9 protein-coding genes and 1 pseudogene are annotated in these 15,268 nt (G+C 74.4%); 6 read left to right on the forward strand and 4 right to left on the reverse strand.

Going from position 1 to position 15,268, the window contains the following annotated elements:
* The first annotated feature begins 134 nt into the window (after positions 1-134).
* The 5 genes from ACN9MM_RS27090 (at position 135) to glgP (ending at position 8,240) form a co-directional block, all read left to right on the forward strand.
* The gene (locus tag ACN9MM_RS27090; protein ID WP_426366223.1) at positions 135-1,565 is read left to right on the forward strand and encodes a 4-hydroxyphenylacetate 3-hydroxylase family protein; all 1,431 of its coding nucleotides are present in this window, start codon (positions 135-137) and stop codon (positions 1,563-1,565) included.
* Complete coding sequence (locus ACN9MM_RS27095) at positions 1,562-2,998, forward strand: MFS transporter (RefSeq protein WP_426366225.1); 1,437 nt, start codon at positions 1,562-1,564, stop codon at positions 2,996-2,998. The genes ACN9MM_RS27090 and ACN9MM_RS27095 overlap by 4 nt, the downstream gene beginning before the upstream one ends.
* A gap of 113 nt (positions 2,999-3,111) precedes the next feature.
* Positions 3,112-4,218: a monodechloroaminopyrrolnitrin synthase PrnB family protein gene (locus tag ACN9MM_RS27100; protein WP_426366226.1), complete on the forward strand. Its 1,107-nt coding sequence runs from the start codon at positions 3,112-3,114 to the stop codon at positions 4,216-4,218.
* A 33-nt stretch (positions 4,219-4,251) separates the two neighbouring features.
* A complete protein-coding gene (locus tag ACN9MM_RS27105; RefSeq protein ID WP_426366228.1) occupies positions 4,252-5,586 on the forward strand; it encodes an FAD-dependent monooxygenase in 1,335 nt (444 codons plus the stop codon).
* Between the two features lie 98 nt (positions 5,587-5,684).
* Positions 5,685-8,240, forward strand: a complete 2,556-nt coding sequence (gene glgP, locus ACN9MM_RS27110; RefSeq protein ID WP_426366229.1) for an alpha-glucan family phosphorylase — start codon at positions 5,685-5,687, stop codon at positions 8,238-8,240.
* Between the two features lie 38 nt (positions 8,241-8,278).
* On the opposite strand, the gene ACN9MM_RS27115 is transcribed toward glgP, so the two are convergent.
* The 4 genes from ACN9MM_RS27115 to ACN9MM_RS27130 form a co-directional block, all read right to left on the reverse strand.
* Complete coding sequence (locus ACN9MM_RS27115) at positions 8,279-9,787, reverse strand: sensor histidine kinase (protein ID WP_426366231.1); 1,509 nt, start codon at positions 9,785-9,787, stop codon at positions 8,279-8,281.
* Positions 9,780-10,436, reverse strand: coding sequence for a response regulator (locus tag ACN9MM_RS27120; protein ID WP_426366232.1), 657 nt, complete (start codon positions 10,434-10,436; stop codon positions 9,780-9,782). Before ACN9MM_RS27120 ends, ACN9MM_RS27115 begins: the two co-directional genes overlap by 8 nt.
* A 75-nt stretch (positions 10,437-10,511) precedes the next feature.
* A complete protein-coding gene (locus ACN9MM_RS27125; RefSeq protein WP_426366234.1) occupies positions 10,512-12,536 on the reverse strand; it encodes a M4 family metallopeptidase in 2,025 nt (674 codons plus the stop codon).
* A 204-nt stretch (positions 12,537-12,740) separates the two neighbouring features.
* Complete coding sequence (locus tag ACN9MM_RS27130) at positions 12,741-13,634, reverse strand: TetR/AcrR family transcriptional regulator C-terminal domain-containing protein (protein ID WP_426368838.1); 894 nt, start codon at positions 13,632-13,634, stop codon at positions 12,741-12,743.
* 132 nt (positions 13,635-13,766) lie between these two features.
* Between ACN9MM_RS27130 and ACN9MM_RS27135 the strand changes: the two are divergent.
* A pseudogene (locus ACN9MM_RS27135) lies at positions 13,767-15,265 on the forward strand (MFS transporter).
* Positions 15,266-15,268 lie beyond the last annotated feature (3 nt).

The raw sequence follows: 15,268 nt of genomic DNA on the forward strand, positions 1-15,268 counted from the left end.
GCCCGACCTGACATCTTCGGGAGCCCCTGGACGGATCTTAAGGACACCTGGACGGACGTTCATTGTCCGGCCGGTGCGCCCCCGGACAGGCTCGGGACCGGCACAGCCGTGGCACCCGAGGAGAGGCGACACCGGTGACGAGGTCCGGGCAGGAGTATCTGGAGGGGCTGCGCGACGGGCGCGAGGTCTGGCTCGACGGAGAGCGGGTCGAGGACGTCACCGCCCACCCCGCCTTCCGGGCCTCCGCCGCCTCCTTCGCCGGCCTGTACGACCTCGCCGACGACCCCGTGCACCGCCCCGTCCTCGTCCGGGGCGGGGTGCGCCGCGCCGGCACCGTGCCCCGCTCGTACGAGGACCTCGTGGCCCGCCGCCGCGCCTTCCGCACCACGGCGCGGGCGAGCTACGGCTTCCTCGGCCGCACCCCCGACTACATGGCCGCCGGCGCGGCCGGATTCGCCGCCGCGCCCGCCGTCTTCACCGGCGGGGACTTCGACGGCGCCGAGCACGCCCTCGCCTTCCACCGACGGCTCACCGAGGCCGACCTGCACACCGCGTTCACCCTCACCAACCCGCCCTCCGGCCACGGCGGGGACGACCTCACCCTGCGCGTGGTCGAGGAAGGCGACGGCGGGATCGTCGTCCGCGGCGCCAAGACCATCGGCACCGGCGCGGTATTCGCCGACGAACTCCTCGTCGGCACCATCGAGCCGCTCGCCCCCGACGACACCGAGCACGCCGTCACCTTCTCCGTACGGCTCGACACCCCGGGCCTCAAGCTGATCTCCCGCACCTCCTACGAGGAACGCGCCCGCTCCGTCTTCGACCAGCCGCTCTCCTCCCGGTACGACGAGAACGACGCGATGCTCGTCTGCGAGGACGTCTTCGTGCCCTGGGAACGGGTCCTCACCTACCGGGACCCGGCCACCACCGGCGCGATCTGGTGGCAGACCCCCGCCTACCTCAACCTGGTCCACCAGTCCGCCACCCGCTTCTGGACCAAACTGGAGTTCCTCACCGGCCTCGCGATCCTCCTCACCCGCTCGAACGGCACCGAGAAACTGCCGGCCGTCACCCAGGCCGTCGGCCGGCTGCTCGGCATGGTCGCCCAGGCCAAGGCCTTCGTCCTGGCGGCCGAGGCCTCCTACGAGCAGGTCGACGGCGGGCGCGGCGGCGTCCGCCCCGGACAGGAGATCTCCTTCGCCCAGCGGATCATGGCCGGCGAGCTCCACCCGCGCGCCGTCCAGGACATCAGGCTCCTCGCCGGCGGCGCCCTCGTCCAGCTCCCGGCGAGCGGCCGCGACCTCCTGCACCCCGAACTCGGGCCGCTGGTCCGGCGCTACTTCGCGACGCCCGGCCACCCCGCCGAGGACCGCGTCAAACTCCTCAAACTCGCCTGGGACGCCCTCGGTTCGGAGTTCGCCGGCCGCCACGAGCAGTACGAGCGCTTCTACCACGGCGCCCCGCACGTCTACCTGACCATGCAGACCTGGGCCGGCTCGGCGGGGGAGTGCGAGAGCCTCGCCCAGGCCTGCCTCGACGGCTACGGCCTGGGGACGACCCGGTGACGACGCCACCACCGGGCCCGCGGCGCGGGGCGCTCGCCCTGCTCGCCTCCACCCAACTGCTGCTGATCATGGACACCGCGATCGTCAACGTCGCCCTGCCGTCCGTCGGCGAGGACCTCGGCTCCGGCGCCGACGGCCTCTCCTGGGTCGCCAACGCCTACCTCATCACCTTCGGCGGGCTCCTCCTCCTCGGCGGACGCGTCGCCGACCTCCTCGGCCACCGGCGGGTCTTCCTCGGCGGCCTCGGCCTGCTCGCCGTCGCCTCCGCCGCCGGTGGTCTCGCGCCCGGCGCCGACGCCCTCGTCGCGGCCCGCGCCGCCCAGGGCGTCGGCGCCGCGCTCGCCGCGGCCGCCGCCTTCGCGCTGCTGCTCCTGCTCTTCCCCGACGGCCCCGCCCGGCACAAGGCCCTCGGCGCCTTCGCCGCCATGGGCGGTCTCGGCGGGGTCCTCGGCACGGTCCTCGGCGGCGTCCTCACCGACCTCCTCGGCTGGCGCGCCACGTTCTGGCTGAACGTGCTCCTCGCCGCCGTCCTCGCCGTCCTCGCCGTCCGCGTCCTCGCCCCCCGCACGGGAGCGGCGTCCGGCGGCGGCTTCGACCTCACCGGGGCACTCACCGCCACCGCCGGCCTCGGCCTCGTCGCCTACGCCCTCGTCGGCGGCGCCGGGGCCGGATGGCTCTCCGCCCGCACCCTCGGCGCCGGCGGAGCGGGCCTGGCGCTGCTGCTCGCCTTCGCCGCCGTCGAGACCCGGGCCGCCGCCCCGCTCGTCCCGCCGTCCGTCCTCGCCCGGCCCGCGCTCCGCCTGGCCAACGTGCTCGCCGCGCTCGCCCAGACCACGCTGTTCCCGATGTTCTTCCTGGTCAGCCTCTACCTCCAGAGCGTCCTCGGGTACGCGCCCCTCGGCGGCGGCCTCGGACTCCTGCCGCTCTCCCTCGTCGTCGTCGCGGTCGCCCCGCAGACCGGCCGGATCATCTTCCGCATCGGCCTGCACCGGGCCATGACCCTCGGTTTCGTCCTGCTGTGCGCCGGGACCCTCTGGCTGGCCCTGGCCCTCACCCCGGACGGCACGTTCGCGAGCACCGTCCTCGCTCCCAGCCTCCTCCTCGGCGCCGCGCTGCCGCTGGTCATGGTCACCACCAACGTGGCCGCGACGGCCGAGGCCGCGCCCGAGGAGACCGGACTCGCCTCCGGACTCGTCAACACCGGCCAGCAGTTCGGCTCCGTCCTCGGCCTCGCCGTCCTCGTCGCCGTCGCCACCAGCCGTACCGGAGACACCGCCGGGGCCGGGGCCCGGGCCGCCGCCGAGACCGCCGGCTTCCGCGCCGCCCTGCTCACCGGCGCGGCCCTCGCAGCCCTGGCCGCCCTGCTCTCCGTACGCCTCCACCTCCCCGAGCGGGCCGCTGCACCCGAGGACCGGGTGCCCGATCCGTACTGACCGGCGCCGCACCACCCGGACCGGCACCGCCCGTTCCGGCACCGCCCGGACCCGTCCCGACCGGACCGGCAGCGCGACGCCCACGACCAGCCCCCGGAAGAAGGAGCCCCGACTTGCTCGGCGACCCGCGTCACACGACCGAGGAGATACGCGCGGCCGACCCGCTGGGCGCCGACGCCCTGCTCGCCGCGGTGCCCGCCATGAACGCGCGTGCCGACGCCGCCGCGCTGACCGTCGCCCTGCGCGCCCTGGTCCCCGACCTCGAACGGGCCGCGCACTGGAACGTCGGCGGCGCCCTCGCCGCGATGCGGGACCTCGGCATCCTCCTCGGCTCCCTCAAACGGCACGGCGTACAGCCCCTCGCCGCCGTGCCCGAGGCGCTGCCCGTCCTGGAACTCCTCGGCCGCCGCACGGACATGATCCCCCGGGACACCGTCCACCACTACACGACCTGGAACCCCAAGGGCCCCCGCCGCCGCACCTACACCGGCCACCCCACCGAGGCCCTCCTCCAGGACGCGGTACGGATGGTCTTCCCCGGACTCGTCGCCGCCCTCGACGACTGCGCCCGCGTCGCCCGCCTCGAACCGTACGACCCCGGCTTCGCTGCCGCCCTCGACCGCATCGCCGGCCACGTGCGCGCGATGGTGGACTCCATCGACCTCACCGTCGCGAAGGTCCCGCCCGCCTACTTCGCCGTCACCCTCCGCCCGTACTTCGAGGAGGTCGAGATCGACGGCCGCGCCTACCTCGGCCCGGCCGCCGCGCAGGTCCCGCTCTGGCTGGTCGACCTGACGCTCTGGCAGTGCGACCGCTCCGACGCCGCCTACGACGCCTTCCTCGCCGAGTCCCTGCCGTACGCCCTGCCGTCCTGGCGCGCCTTCCACGCCCGGCACCGCGGCGGGATCTCCGCCGTCGGCAAACTGTCGGCGGCCGTCAGCTGGGAGGGCGCCGACAGTTTGCCGCCAGCGCTCGCCGACTCGGCCGAGGCGCTCGGCCGCGTCCTTCGGATCCTGAAGACCTTCCGGGCCCGGCACCTCGGCATCGCCCGCAAGGCGTACAGCGACGAGGTGCGCCTGTACGAGGAGGGCAGCGGCGGGGCCCCCGTCGCGCTGCTGCGCTCGATCCTGGACCTGACCAGGGAGAACGAGACCATGGTGCGCCGCGCGACCGCGCGGCGCACTCCCGCCGGGGCTCCCGTCGGCCCGACGGCCGCGTAGGACAGGCCCCACCGGCGCGAAGGAGCAGTCGAGATGTCCCCCCACACCCCGTACGGAACCCCCTACGGTCACAGCCCGCACATCGTGATCGCCGGCGGCGGCATCGCCGGACTCACCGCCGCCCTCGCGCTGCACGCCGCCGGATTCGAGCGGGTCACGGTCGTCGAGGCCGCCGCGGCCGTCCGCCCCGTCGGCGCCGGACTCAACCTGATGCCGAACGCCGTCCGCGAACTCGACGCGCTCGGCCTGCTCGACGCCCTGGAGGCCGGCGCACTGCGCACCCGCGAACTGCGCTACTACCACCGCTCCGGCGGCCTCATATCCCGCGAACCGCGCGGCCTCGGCGCCGGCTACCGCTGGCCCCAGCTGTCCATCCACCGCGGCCACCTCCAGCAGGTCCTCGCCGGCGCCGTCCGCGCCCGGCTCGGCACCGCCGCCCTGGTCACCGGCGTCAAGGTGACCGGCCTCGAACTGCTCCCGGACGGCCGGCCCCGGCTCCGCCTGGAACACCGCGACGGGCCCGTCCGCGGCCGGGCCTCCCTCGAACCCGACGTCCTCGTCGGCGCCGACGGCATCCGCTCCGCCGTCCGCGCCGCGCTGAACCCGGCGGAGGGCGGGCCCCCGTGGAACGGGATGCTCGTGTGGCGGGGAGTGTCCCGCATGCCCGCACGGGCCGTCGGCTCCTTCATGCTCATCGCCGGCGACGACCGTCAGAAGGCCGTCGTCTACCCCATGGGCCGGCCCACCGGACCGGGCCGGGAGGTCCTCGTCAACTGGGCGCTCGCCCGCCCCGCCGACACCCCCGGCGCCGTCCGAGAGGACGGCCCGCGCGGCGACTGGAACCGCGCCGTCCCCGTCGACACCTTCCTCCCGTACTACGAGGGCTGGGAGTTCGACGGCGTCAGCCTCCCCGACGTGCTGCGCGCCGCCGACACCGCGCACGAGTACCCGATGGTCGACCGCGAACCCCTCGACCGGTGGACCCACGGCCGCACCACCCTCATCGGCGACGCCGCCCACGCCATGTACCCCATCGGCTCCAACGGGGCCACCCAGTCGATCGTCGACGCCCGAGCCCTCGCCCACGCCCTCGCCCGGCACCCCGACCCCGCCGAGGGCCTCGCCGCGTACGAACGCGAGCGCCGCCCCGCCATGACCGCCCTCCAGCACGCCAACCGGCAGCTCGGCCCCGAGGCCGTCATCAACCTCGCCCACGCGCGCGCCCCCCACGGCTTCACCGACATCCACCAGGTCATCCCCGCCGAGGAGCTCGCCGCCATCGCCGGACGGTACGCCGCCACCGGCGCCTTCGACCCGGTCACCGTCAACCAGGGCTCCCCGTACGAGGCCGCCGTCCCCTCCCCCTGACGCCCCGTGGCCCGCCGGGCGGACAGGCCCTACCGTCTTGGTGGCACACAGCGTGGTGCGCCCGCTCCGCTCCGTACTCGCCTGCGAAGGTGGACAACGTGAAGGCAATCCGTCGATTCACCGTGCGTCCCGTCCTCCCCGACACCCTTCGACCCCTCGCCGACCTCGCGCACAACCTGCGGTGGTCCTGGCACGAGCCGACCCGGGAGCTCTTCGCGTCCCTGGCCCCCGAGGGCCCGGCCGGCACCGATCCCGTCCGGGTCCTGGGCGCCCTCGAAGCGCCCCGGCTCTCCGCCCTCGCCGCCGACCAGGAGTTCCTGGCCCGGCTGCGCGCCGCCGCCGAGGACCTCGACCGCTATCTGCACGCCCCCCGCTGGTACCAGGGCCGGCCCGGCGACGCCCCGGCCGCCGTCGCCTACTTCTCGCCCGAGTTCGGCGTCGCCGCCGCCCTGCCCCAGTACTCCGGCGGCCTCGGCATCCTCGCCGGCGACCACCTCAAGTCCGCGAGCGACCTCGGCGTCCCGCTGATCGGCGTCGGCCTGCTCTACCGGCACGGCTACTTCCGGCAGTCCCTCGGCCGGGACGGCTGGCAGCAGGAGCAGTACCCCGTCCTCGACCCCGGCGAGCTGCCCGTCGGCCTGCTCCGCGAGGCCGACGGCACCCCCGCCCGGATCACCCTCGCCCTGCCCGGCGGTCGCAGCCTCCACGCCCACCTGTGGATCGCCCGGGTCGGCCGCGTACCGCTCCTCATGCTCGACTCCGACGTCGAGGAGAACGCCCCCGGCGAACGGTCCGTCACCGACCGGCTGTACGGCGGCGGCAGCGAGCACCGGCTCCTCCAGGAGATGCTCCTCGGCATCGGCGGCGTCCGTGCCGTCCGCACCTACACCCGGCTCACCGGCCACCCCGCGCCCGAGGTCTTCCACACCAACGAGGGCCACGCCGGATTCCTCGGCCTCGAACGCGTCCGTGAACTCCAGGGCGAGGGGCTCGACTTCGACAGTGCCCTGGAGACCGTCCGGGCCGGGACCGTCTTCACCACCCACACGCCCGTCCCGGCGGGCATCGACCGCTTCGACCGGTCCCTCGTCGCCCGCCACCTCGGCGACGACGGCGCCCTCCCCGGCGTCGACCTCGGCCGGATCCTCGCCCTCGGCGACGAGACCCCGCTCGGCGGCGAACCCGGCGTCTTCAACATGGCCGCCATGGGCCTGCGCCTCGCCCAGCGCGCGAACGGCGTCTCCACCCTCCACGGCGCCGTCAGCCGCTCCATGTTCGCCGGACTCTGGCCGGGCTTCGACACCGACGAGGTCCCCATCACCTCCGTCACCAACGGCGTCCACGCCCCCACCTGGGTCGCCCCCGAGGTCACCCGGCTCTCCCCGGACGCGGACGACCGGGAGCTGTGGGAGCTGCGCCGCACCCTCCGCGAACGGCTCGTCACCGACGTACGGGAGCGGCTGCGGGCCTCCTGGCGGCAGCGCGGCGCCGCCGCCGCCGAACTCGGCTGGACCGAATCCGTCCTCGACCCCGACGTCCTCACCATCGGCTTCGCCCGCCGCGTCCCCTCGTACAAGCGGCTCACCCTGATGCTGCGGGACAAGGACCGGCTGCGAGCGCTGCTCCTCCACCCCGAGCGGCCCGTGCAGCTCGTCGTCGCGGGCAAGGCCCACCCCGCCGACGACGGCGGGAAGCGGCTCGTGCAGGAACTCGTCCGGTTCGCCGACGACCCCCGGGTCCGCCACCGGATCGTCTTCCTGCCCGACTACGGGATGGAGATGGCCCGCGGCCTCTACCCCGGCTGTGACGTGTGGCTCAACAACCCGCTGCGCCCCCTGGAGGCCTGCGGCACCAGCGGCATGAAGGCCGCCCTCAACGGCTGCCTCAACCTGTCCGTCCTCGACGGCTGGTGGGACGAGTGGTTCGGGCCCGACTTCGGCTGGGCCATCCCCACCGCCGACGGCGCGGCCGCCGCCGACGAGGACCGCCGCGACGACCTGGAGGCCGCCGCCCTCTACGAGCTGATCGAACGCCGGGTCGCCCCCCGCTTCTACGACCGGGGCCCCGACGGGGTGCCGGCCGGCTGGACGGCCATGGTCCGGCGCACCCTCGCCGACCTCGTCCCGAAGGTGCTCGCCGACCGCATGGTCCGCGAGTACGTCGAGCGGCTGTACGTGCCCGCCGCCGGCGCCCGCCGGGCGCTGACCCCGGACCGGGCGCGGGAACTCGCCGGCTGGAAGGCCAGGGTCCGGGAGGCCTGGTCCAAGGTGGCCGTCGACCACGTCGAGGTCGGCGACGGGCTCGCGGACGACCTCGCCGACGCCGAGCTGGGCGCCACGCCCGTCGTCCGGGTCCGGGTCGCGCTCGGCGCGCTCGGCCCCGACGACGTCGAGGTGCAGGCCGTCACCGGCCGCGTCGACGCCGACGACACCCTCGCCGCCACCCGCACCGTCACCCTCAAGCCGGCGGGCGGCCCCGACCTGGAGGGACGGCTGCCCTACGCGGGCACCCTGGAGCTCGACCGGACCGGCTTCTTCGGCTGCACTGTCCGCGTCCTGCCCGCCCACCCGCTGCTCGCCCACCCGGCCGAACTCGGCCTCGCCGCCCTTCCGGAGGAGACGTCGGGGGAGGGGGCGGGGGTACTGCTGAGGTAGCGGCGGCGTCCGCCCGGCCTGACCGGCAGGGGCACCCCCTACGGCACCTCGGCCCTGTCGGCGAGGTGCCCGCCGGTGAAGCAGAGCCGGTACACGGGGATCGCGGCCAGCATCGTGGACCGGTAGTACCGGCACTCGTCCATGCCGGGCGGCTCCGCCGGGACGCGCTGCGGCGGGCCGTCCAGCGGGCGGTCGGGCAGGTCCTCGGAGAGCTCCGGGAGCGACTGGCCGATCCGCATCCGGGCGTAGTCCTCCGGCTCCAGGTACGACTGGTGCTGGGTCCAGAGGGCGACCCCCGCCATCAGGAAGCCGAGTGCGACGAGGAGCGCCAGCGGGATCCAGATCGCCCGCGCGAGGCCCTTGCGGACCTCGCGGCGGGCCCGGTCCAGCTCCCGCGCCGAGGTGGGCGCGGCCGGCAGTGGTGCCGGGGGGTTCCGGGGCAGGGCGGCCTCCAGACGGAACCCGCCGTCCCCGGTGACCCCGTGGGCCAGCGCACCGCCCGCCAGCCGCACCCGCTCGGCGAGCCCGACGAGCCCGCTCCCGCCGGAGGGCCCCGGCACGCCCGCCGTGCCGGGGCCGCTGACCACCCGGACCCGCACCTCCGCCGCGTCCTGGGCGACCTCGACCGAGACCGCCGCGCCCGGCGCGTGCTTGGCCGCGTTCGTCAGACCCTCCTGGACGACCCGGTGCAGGGCCAGGCCCGACATCCCCGGCAGCTTCGGTACCGGCGTCGGGGCGAGCGTCACGTCGAGGCCCGACGCGCGGGCCCGGGCCGTCAGCTCCTCGACGGTCTCCCCGGACGGGGTCGTCGGCGCCCCGGCGTCGTCCTCGCGCAGCACACCGATGATGTCCCGCAGCCGGGCGGTCGCGTCCGCAGCAGCGCGCCGCAGCTCGCCGGCCGCGTCCTGCTGGTCGGGGCCGAGCACCGGATCGACCTCCAGGGCGCCCGCGCGGACCGCGATCAGGGCCAGGTCGTGGCCGAGGGAGTCGTGCATGTCGCCGGCGATCCTGGACCGCTCCCGCAGCCGCTCCCGGTCGGCGACGGCCGCCTGCTCCCGTTCCATCCGGTCGGCCAGCTGCCAGCCGCTGCGCACCAGCCGGTCGTACTGCCGCACGTACCGGCCGATCAGCCAGGGCGCCACGACCGCGAGGGCCAGGGTGAGCAGCAGCGTGAACCACTGGCCGAGGGAGGTGCCCGTGACCGTCGCCAGGAGCAGTCCCGCCGCGGCGACCGCGCCGAACAGCCACAGCGCCGCCCGGGTCCGCTCCTCCCGCCTGCCCGCGAGATAGCCGAAGGCGATCAGCGCCAGGCTGTACGAGGCGGTGAACAGTTCCAGGGTGGAGGACAGGCTCACCGCGACCACGACGGCGATCGGCACCGGCGGCCACCGCCGGGCGGCCGCGACACAGCCGCCGAGGAGTGCCACGCCGACGACGACCTCCGGCCGGCTCCCGCCGTCGTTCGGGTCCGACTTCAGCAGTACGGGCACGCAGAGCAGCAGCCAGAGCCCCAGGTCGAAGAGGTGCTCCCGGGCCCGTTCACGCATCGGGGACCAGGCCCGCCTCGTACGCGAGGACGGCCAGCTGGACCCGGTTGCGCAGACCGAGCCTGCCGAGGACGGCGCTCACGTGGGCCTTGACCGTGCCCTCGACGACGTACATGCGGTCGGCGATCTCCTGGTTGGAGAGTCCGGCGCAGAGCAGCGCGACGACCTCGCGCTCGCGGCCGGTGAGCGGTTCGAGGCGGGAGCGCGCCTCGGCGGCGCGCGTGAACCTCTCGCCGCCGAGGGTGTCGATGACCCGCCGGGCGACCGTGGGGGAGAGGGCCGCGCCGCCCCCGGCCACCGCCCGGATCCCGGCGATCAGTTCCCGGGGGTCCCCGGACTTGAGGAGGAAGCCGCTCACGCCGCTGCCCAGCGCCCGCGCGATGTAGGCGTCCTCGGAGAAGGTGGTGAGCATGACGACGGCCGCGCCGGGGACCGTCGCGCGCAGCTCCTCGGCCGCGACGAGCCCGTCGAGCCGGGGCATCCGGATGTCGAGCAGGACCACGTCGGGGCGGTGCTCGCGGGCGAGCTCCACGGCCTCGTGTCCGTCGCCGGCCTCGGCCACCACCTCGATCCCGGGGTCGGTGGCGAGGATGGCGCGCACCCCGGCCCTGATCATCGTCTCGTCGTCGGCAAGCAGCACCCTGATCATGCCGTTCAGGGTATGCAGACGGGCGGGCGCCCGGAGGGAAGGTTCCCTCCGGGCGCCCGTTGCTTCGTTCCGGCCTTACGGGAAGGTCAGCTTGAAGCTGTTGATGTAGCCGGTGTCGATCGACGCCTTGTCCTGGACGCGGAGCTTCCAGACGCCGTTGGCGACCTCCGAGGAGGCGTTCACGGTGTAGGTCTGGTTGATGTTGTCCGCGCTGCCGCCGGCCCGGTTGCTCAGGCTGTAGACCGAGCCGTCGGGGGCGATCAGGTCGACGACCAGGTCACCGATGTAGGTGTGGACGATGTCCACGCCGACCTTGAGCGTCGAGGGCGCGTTGCCCGCGACACCGGAGACCGTCAGCGACGAGGTGACCGCGGCGCCGTTGTCCGGGATGGAGACGTCGGCGTCGTTGGTGAAGACGGTGCCGCCGCCGGGGCCGCCGGGGCGGGAGCCGACGTTGATCGCGGCCCAGGCGTTCTCGACGGCCGTGACCTCGGCGCTGCCCGCGCCGTACAGCTCGGTGGCCGCCGCGACGGTGCCCGTGCGGGCGCCGGCGTAGTTGGTCGACGAGCCGAACTTGGTGGTGAGCGCCTTGAACCAGATCAGGCGGGCCTTGTCGATGCCTATGCCGGTGACCGGCAGGCCGTCGGAGGTCGGCGAGTTGTAGCTCACGCCGTTGACGACCTTGGCGCCGCTGCCCTCGGAGAGCAGGTAGAAGAAGTGGTTCGCCGGGCCCGAGGAGTAGTGGACGTCGACGGAGCCGATGCCCGAGTACCACGAGTCCTTGGACGCGCCGTCCTTGCTCGGCTTGTCCATGTAGCGCAGCGGGGTGCCGTCGCCGTTGATGTCGATCTTCTCGCCGACGAGGTAGTCGCCCTTGTCGTTGGCGTTGTTGGCGTAGAACTCGACCGCCGCGGCGAAGATGTCCGAGGTGGCCTCGTTGAGGCCGCCGGACTCGCCGCTGTAGGTCAGGTTGGCCGTGGCGGCCGTGACGCCGTGGGTCATCTCGTGCGCGGCCACGTCGATGGACGTGAGCGGCTTGCTGTTGCCCGAGCCGTCGCCGTACGTCATGCAGAAGCAGCTGTCCTGCCAGAACGCGTTGACGTAGGCGTTGCCGTAGTGGACCCGGGAGTACGCGCCGACGCCGTCACCGCGGATGCCGGAGCGGCCGTGCACGTTCTTGTAGTAGTCCCAGGTGAGCGCGGCGCCGTAGTGGGCGTCGGCGCCGGCCGTCTCCTTGTTGGAGGGGAGGCCGTTGCCCCACGTGTCCGTGGTGTTGGTGAACAGCGTCCCGGTGCCGGACGAACCACCGTTGAGGTTGTACGTCTTGTGGTTGCCGCGGCCGGTGTCGGTCAGCGTGTACGAGGGCGCGGTGCCGAGGGTCACCTGGCCGCTGTACTGCGTGTTGCCGATGCCGTTCTCGACGCCCTGCCACTCGTAGAGCTTCGCGCCGGTCTTGGCGTCCGTCACGACGTGCAGCTCGTTCGGGGTGCCGTCGTGCTGGAGGCCGCCGACGACGGTCTCGTACGCGAGGACGGGCGCGCCCTGGGCCATCCAGACGACCTTGCGCGGGGCGCGGTCGGCGGCGGCCTTCTTCGAGCCCTCCGCGGCGGCGCGGCCGAGGGCCTGCTTCTCCGCGGCGGCCGGGGCCACGGCGGCGGAGAGGTCGACGCCCTTGAGCTCGGCGCGGTTGGACTTGATCACGCCGGTGGTGGCGCCGGCCTTGGTCTCGGCGACGATCAGGTCACCGCCGAGGACGGGCAGTCCGGCGTAGGTGCGCTCGTAGCGCGTGTGGGTCGTGCCGTCGCGGTCCTGGACGACGTCGCGGACGACCAGCTTCTCCTGGGCGCCGAGGCCGAGGGACTTGGCCGTGGCGGCCTTGTCCGCGTCCGCCGCCTTGATGAGCGCGGAGCGCTGGGCGGGGGAGAGGTCGGCCGGGAGCTTGCCGGGGTTGGCCTTGCCGGCGGACAGCGCCTTGGGGGCCGCGGCGAAGGTGTCGGTGCCGGCGGATGCGGTGCCGGCCTGCACACCGATGGTGAGCATGGCGGCGGCGGCGATCAGAGCGCCGGTCGCGGTGGCGCGGCGGCTGGGCGTGGATCTCACGCAGACTCCTAATGCGAGGGGGGTACCGGCGGCCTTGGGTGAGTCCGTCCGGGCGGTGCACGGAGAGCTGTGGAGCACGTTCGGGTGAAGCGGTGAACTGTGGTGCGAACAACCGGGGAGAGAGTGGCAGGAATGACGGGGACCTGTCAGGACCGCGTCAGGAAGTTGGCCGGAAATCGTCCGCTGCTCGTATGACCGTGTTCGTTAACCGGACGTTTCGTCGATCATGGTCCCGATGCCGTCCAACGTTCGCCGGAGCCCGAATTCGAAGAGCGTCTCCAGGCTCAGCTCGAAGCCGCCGTCACGGGTGACCGCGTCGAGGAGGGGATACGGGCGGGCCGACTGCATCGCGTCGAAGCGTGGCTCGTTCTGTTCCATCCACTCGTCGTCCGACAGTCCCGTGTCGAGCCGCGCCTGCTCCTCCAGGTCGTCCGCCAGCGCCAGTCCCTGGACGAACGCGAACAGCGTCAGATGCGTGTGCAGCTTCTGCGACGACGTCAACGGCGTCCCCCGCAGCACCGCGAGCACCCACTCCGTGTACGCCATCGCGTTCGGCGAGGCCACCGGGCGCGTGAACGACGCCATCGCCTGCGCCATCCAGCGGTGCCGCGCGTACACCCCGCGCAGCCAGCGCGCCGCCCGCTCCAGGCCCGGCCGCCAGTGCGCCGGCACCGGACCCAGCGGCACCTCCCCGCACGCCTCGTCCGCCATCAGCCGCACCAGCTCGCCCTTGCCCGGAACATGCCGGTAGAGCGCCATCGCCGACGTGCCCAGCAGCGTCGCGAGCCGGCGCATCGTCAGGGCGTTCAGGCCCTCGGAGTCGGCCAGTTCGAGCGCCGCCCGGACGATCCGGGCCCGCGTGAGGGACGGCGTCCCCGGGTGCCGCGCCGGGTCCACGACCACCGTGCCCACCCCCGGCTCCATCCGGACCAGGCCCTCCTGGCGCAGCACCGCCAGCGCCTTCGTCGCCGTCGCCATCGCCACGCCCCACTCCCGCGTGATCGCCCGCGTGGACGGCACCCGGCCGCCCGGGGCCAGTTCCCCGGCCCGGACACGGCGCCGGATCTCGGCGGCGATGCCCAGGTAGGGCGGCTCCATGGTCACGGGGCGGGAGTGTACTAGTGCACCTGAGCGGCGTACATCCGTATGACCTGGGGCTTCACGACAGTCGATGGCGGTGCACTAGGGCGACCGTGGCGCCGTACGCCCCGGAGTCGCTTCGGTGCTCCCATGGCACTCACCGCAGACCCCCGGCAGACGTCCGGGCCCACCCGCGCCGGCCGGCGTGAATGGACCGCCCTCGGCGTCCTCATGCTGCCGCTCCTCCTCGTCTCCATGGACGTCTCCGTCCTCTACTTCGCGATCCCCTCCATCGCGGCCGACCTCCGGCCCGGCGCGGTCCAGCAGCTGTGGATCCTCGACATGTACGGCTTCGTGCTCGCCGGACTCCTCGTCACCATGGGCGCCCTCGGCGACCGCGCCGGGCGCCGCAGGCTCCTGCTCTCCGGCGCCGCCCTCTTCGGCGCCGCCTCCGTCGCCGCCGCCTACGCCCACAGCCCCGGGGCCCTCATCGGCGCACGCGCGCTCCTCGGCGTCGCCGGAGCCTGCCTCATGCCGTCCACCCTCGCCCTGATCCGCACCCTCTTCCAGGACCCGGCCCAGCGGCCGGGGCCGTCACCCTGTGGACCACCGTCATGGCCGCCGGCATCTCCCTCGGACCCGTCGTCAGCGGCGCCCTCCTCGAACACTTCTGGTGGGGATCCGTGTTCCTGATCAACCTGCCCGCGATGGTGCTGCTGCTGGTCCTCGCGCCGCCGCTGCTCGCCGAGTCCAAGGGCTCCGGGGGTCCCGGAAGGTTCGACCTCGTGAGCGCCGTACTGTCCCTCGGCGCGCTCCTGCCCGTCGTGTACGGCATCAAGGAGCTCGCCAAGGACGGGTGGGACCCCCTGCCGGGCCTCGGGATCGCCGTGGGCCTGCTCCTCGGGCTCGTCTTCGTACGGCGGCAGGCGCGGCTCGACCACCCCATGGTCGATCTCCGGCTCGTCCGGAACCCCGCCTACGGGGGGTCCCTCGTCGTCAATCTGCTCGCCATGGCCGCCACCGTGGGGTTCGCCGTCTTCCTCACCCAGTACCTGCAGTCCGTGCTCGGGCAGAGCCCGCTCGAAGCGGCCCTGTGGAGCCTCGTCCCCGCCGGTGGCGTCATGGTCGCCGCGCCCGTCGCCGCCGCCCTCGCCCAGCGGGTCGACCGGGCCCACGTCATGGCCGGCGGGTTCCTCGTGGCCGCCGCCGGGTTCGGGTGGCTCGCCACCGTCGACCGCGCCACGCCCTTCTGGGCCGTCCTCGTGGCCGGCGCCGTCTACGCCTCCGGGCTCGTCTCGGCGATGACCCTCGCCAACGAGCTCGCCCTCGGAGCCGCGCCGCCCGAGCGGGCCGGTGCCGCCGCCGCCGTCCTCGAATCGGGCTCGGAACTCGGCGGGGCGCTCGGCATGGCCCTGCTGGGCGCGGTGGGGGCCGCCGTCTACACGTCGGCGATGCCCGCCGCCGCGCCCGCCGCCGCCCGGGAGACGCTGGGCGGTGCGCTCGGCTCGGCCCCGGACGTCGTCGAGGCCGCGCGCTCCGCGTTCGTCGAGGCCATGTCCGGGGCCGCCCTGGGGGCCGCCCTGCTCATGGTGGCGGCCGCCGTCGTGTCACTGGTCGTGGTGCGGGTCAGCGGCCCGGCCGGCCGCTGACCC

It is taken from the genome of Streptomyces sp. E-08, assembly GCF_049913095.1.
Lineage (GTDB): Bacteria > Actinomycetota > Actinomycetes > Streptomycetales > Streptomycetaceae > Streptomyces.